Source organism: Vibrio splendidus 12E03 (assembly GCF_000272105.2).
Classification (GTDB): Bacteria; Pseudomonadota; Gammaproteobacteria; order Enterobacterales; family Vibrionaceae; genus Vibrio; species Vibrio splendidus_I.
The window spans coordinates 1-3223 of the sequence record NZ_AJZD02000118.1 but is presented as its reverse complement, the minus strand read 5'-3'; the positions used below and the strand labels follow the sequence as shown (position 1 = coordinate 3223).

The 3223-nt window shown below is 40.3% G+C and carries 5 protein-coding genes; 4 read left to right on the top strand and 1 reads right to left on the bottom strand.

The annotated features are described in order from the left end of the window. Positions 1–688 precede the first annotated feature (688 nt). Positions 689–1195, bottom strand: coding sequence for a helix-turn-helix domain-containing protein (locus A142_RS09420; RefSeq protein ID WP_019825262.1), 507 nt, complete (start codon positions 1193–1195; stop codon positions 689–691). Between the two features lie 120 nt (positions 1196–1315). Between A142_RS09420 and A142_RS09415 the strand changes: the two genes are divergently transcribed. The 4 genes from A142_RS09415 to A142_RS09405 all read left to right on the top strand — a co-directional run bounded on the left by A142_RS09415 (position 1316) and on the right by A142_RS09405 (position 3212). Continuing rightward, the gene (locus A142_RS09415; protein ID WP_019825260.1) at positions 1316–2458 is read left to right on the top strand and encodes a phage/plasmid replication protein, II/X family; all 1143 of its coding nucleotides are present in this window, start codon (positions 1316–1318) and stop codon (positions 2456–2458) included. 9 nt (positions 2459–2467) lie between these two features. After that, on the top strand, positions 2468–2749 hold the full coding sequence (locus A142_RS09410; protein ID WP_019825259.1) for a single-stranded DNA-binding protein: 282 nt from the start codon (positions 2468–2470) through the stop codon (positions 2747–2749). After that, a complete protein-coding gene (locus A142_RS25135; protein WP_019825258.1) occupies positions 2746–2910 on the top strand; it encodes a hypothetical protein in 165 nt (54 codons plus the stop codon). Before A142_RS09410 ends, A142_RS25135 begins: the two co-directional genes overlap by 4 nt. 68 nt (positions 2911–2978) lie before the next feature. After that, positions 2979–3212, top strand: a complete 234-nt coding sequence (locus A142_RS09405) for a hypothetical protein (protein ID WP_019825256.1) — start codon at positions 2979–2981, stop codon at positions 3210–3212. Positions 3213–3223: the final 11 nt, after the last annotated feature.

The following is a 3223-nucleotide window of genomic DNA, read 5'->3' as shown; positions in this document are numbered from 1 at the left end:
CTTAGTGCGTATTATGGGTCTAAATTATGTTGAGTGGTTCGCTGTGCTTAACTGAATAAGAACGTGGGTGAGTAACATGCTCAATGAGGAGGTCAGCTTGTCTGGCCTTTTTGATGCCCGTTAGGAAAATCGTTGTTAGAAGTTAACCCGTAACATAATTTGCACAATGCGCACTTTTCATAATTCAATTTCGACTAATCAAAACAGGGTTTTGATGCTCTAACAAAGTGCAGTTTGTTATCAGGTAACATACCAGTATGTCAAAAAATGACATACTAGCCCCGCAGGGATAAGGGCACTCGATACAGTTCTTGGCCATGACTCCCCAAAATGCCCGAAAAGCAGCGAAGCGTTACTCCCTCCAAAGAAGATCACAAAACCTTCCTTTCATTTTGCCAGAATAGCTTTTTGGTGCAGAGCACTCCCAATTCAAATTTCTATCGATAGATTTTTAAGCGTTCACAATCCAACAAGTGAGAAGGACGAAGACTGAGGACGACGAACGCGGCGGAGGGTGATAAGCCACTTACTTTAATAGTGGCTTATAGTCCCAATGTGGCACTTTTCGGTCATAAAAAAATGACCTCAAAAGGTCATTCTCAAAATATTAACTTGTTGCGCGATTGTTACCCGAAGGGTTGGGGTTCCTGTAACACCCCAACTAACTCCGGAATTCCGGAATATTTCATCATTCGGATTCTAACTTAGCTATTTCTTCTTTGCTTTTTTCTATGGCATCTGTGAAGAGTTTTTTATGTTCTTCTGTCATTTTTGCACCCATTTCGATTAATTCTTTGTTGGTCTCTATTGCCGACTCAAGGTCTCTTTTTTTTCGTTCTAAATCTTTTACTGTAAGGCTGTCTATGTAACCTTGGTGATCATGGATAAACTGCCAAGTTCTTAGTGTAACGATATTCGATGGAGCTTGGCTTATCATTTGCTCCATGATGAAATCATCAAGGGCGTATTTCTCAAAAAGAACACCGTTGCATATTTCATCTGCTGATATTTTTAGCTCCTGAGCTAACAGCTTAATTTGAGTTGCCTTGGGTTCCGTGTCTCCATTTTCCCATTTCAAATATGTCTGTTTAGCTACTTTTATCCGCTTTGCAATCTCTTCCTGTGTCAATCCTGCTCGCTCTCTTGCTGCCCTTAATATTTTAGCTCTATTCTCTTTTAGTACGCTAGATTCCATTTTATGACCCTTTTGGTACGTGTTTTTATTAGTATATCACTACTTTTATACACCCCCAACCTTGAAGTACACCTTGTTGGGTGGTAAGTTATAAAAAAACGTACTTGACAGGGTTTTCATTTGTTCTTCATTGACCAACTTTTCATGCAACAAGATCACCATGAGGGCAACCTTCCTCTTGTGGGGCGTCATGTTATCGAAAGGGTTGAATTGGAAACTGGTGAAAACCTTCCACCGACGGTTAATCAAAAAATATTAGAAGGCTCATACAGCACAAAGTTAACTATTCGATGTAATGGCACTCGTGTACGAGTTGAGGGGAATCCGTCACGCTGGCAGCGTATGGACAATCTCTTTGGGTTACAGACGCTTGATGAATGTGTAGCGATTTATAACCATATTCTAGCCTCGTATAACTTGCCTCCGTTTACCAAAAATACTCGTTTTGCTCATCGTCAATCTGCTGATGGAAAATCGTCTTCATTGATTGGTAATGGTGCTGAAATTACATCGATAGATTGGACTCGTAATTTAGCGGTAGGGAAGGGTAAGGAACGCTCTTTTATTCGAGGTCTTTCTTCTATGCAAATTGGTCGAGGACGAAAACCTAAGCTTTATCCTGATGGTAATACCTGCAACTGGGGTGAAGGGTCTACGTGGATAATGGACAAGCTATATGCAAAGGCGGTTGATCTACAGAGACATTTATTAAAAGACCAACGAAAAAAAGAAGGAGTATCACAAGAGGCATTAGATTATGTGAACAAGCTTATTGATTATTGTGAATCGTTCGGAGTTGTTCGAGAAGAGCACAGTTTGAGACAAGCATTATTAAAACGGCACGACTTACAATTTTACGGCATTACAACAGAACAAGATTTCTACAACCACCTACAAGATATTGAGAATGCTATGAAAACGATACAGATATCACACGACGAACATGAATCAATTGCACATCAATTACTAGCTTCTGGCGCTGTCGATACTTTACGAAAAGCCAATACAACTATGAGTTATTTTACCATGTGGCAACACGGAGCCGATTTAAGAGGGATATTAAAACAAGCTCAATTTTACGAGCACAAAGCACGATTAAAAGCCATTGGTATCGATATTGGTCAGCAATTTGATGTTAGTCGTATGTGTCCAACACTTAAACGTTCTGAGGTTATCGAGGTACAGCCGCTCGAAATTCCGCATTGGTACAAGATGCCAGTTGTAGCCGAAACTAATATTTTACCTTTCAAAGCATACGCATAGGAAAACACCATGTTAAAAATCGAAGTATTCAAAGAAGACGTAAGAGTTACACCCAGAACCATGCCAGGGAAAGACGGAAAACCACCGCGTACTATTTACGAACAAGATGCTTATGTGCACTTGCAAGGTCGTTTCCCAACGCTCACCAAGGTTCAACTGGAAGAAGGTCAACCACCTTATGAAGCCGGATTTTATACCTTTCATAGCTCTTCTTATATCGTTAATAACTTTGGCACTGTGGAGCTAAAGAAATACGGAAAAATCATCACGCCAATGGAGGTCGAATTATGATTAAGGTTTATATCGAGCGACATTCACCAGCATCAATTGAGCTATATTTTCCAACACTTGAAGAGTTTTACATGTGTAAATTTGAGGGGGATGTTAAGCCAGCTATCGAGGATTTCCTTGACGGTGCAGAGTATGAATTGATTGAAGGAATGCCTTCATAAAAAGTTAAAGCCCGTAACTGGTCGGCAGCTACGGGCTTCTATCACAATCAACTATACGAGAGTTAATTATGAGTTTCCAAGAGTACACGCTAACGGATGTTTCCGACAAGGTAAATGATCTTCACAACATGTCTACGTTCTTAAATTCCGGTGCTTACACCGAAGAAATAGGCGACAAATTAACATTTCATATGATGGAAGAAATTGAGACGTTACAGAGCATGCTTAGCTTTATTCGAATCTACCCACAGATTCAGGCTCAAGAGCAGCTAGACAGCCCTCAGAAAGAACTTACGCCTTAGTGCGTATTATG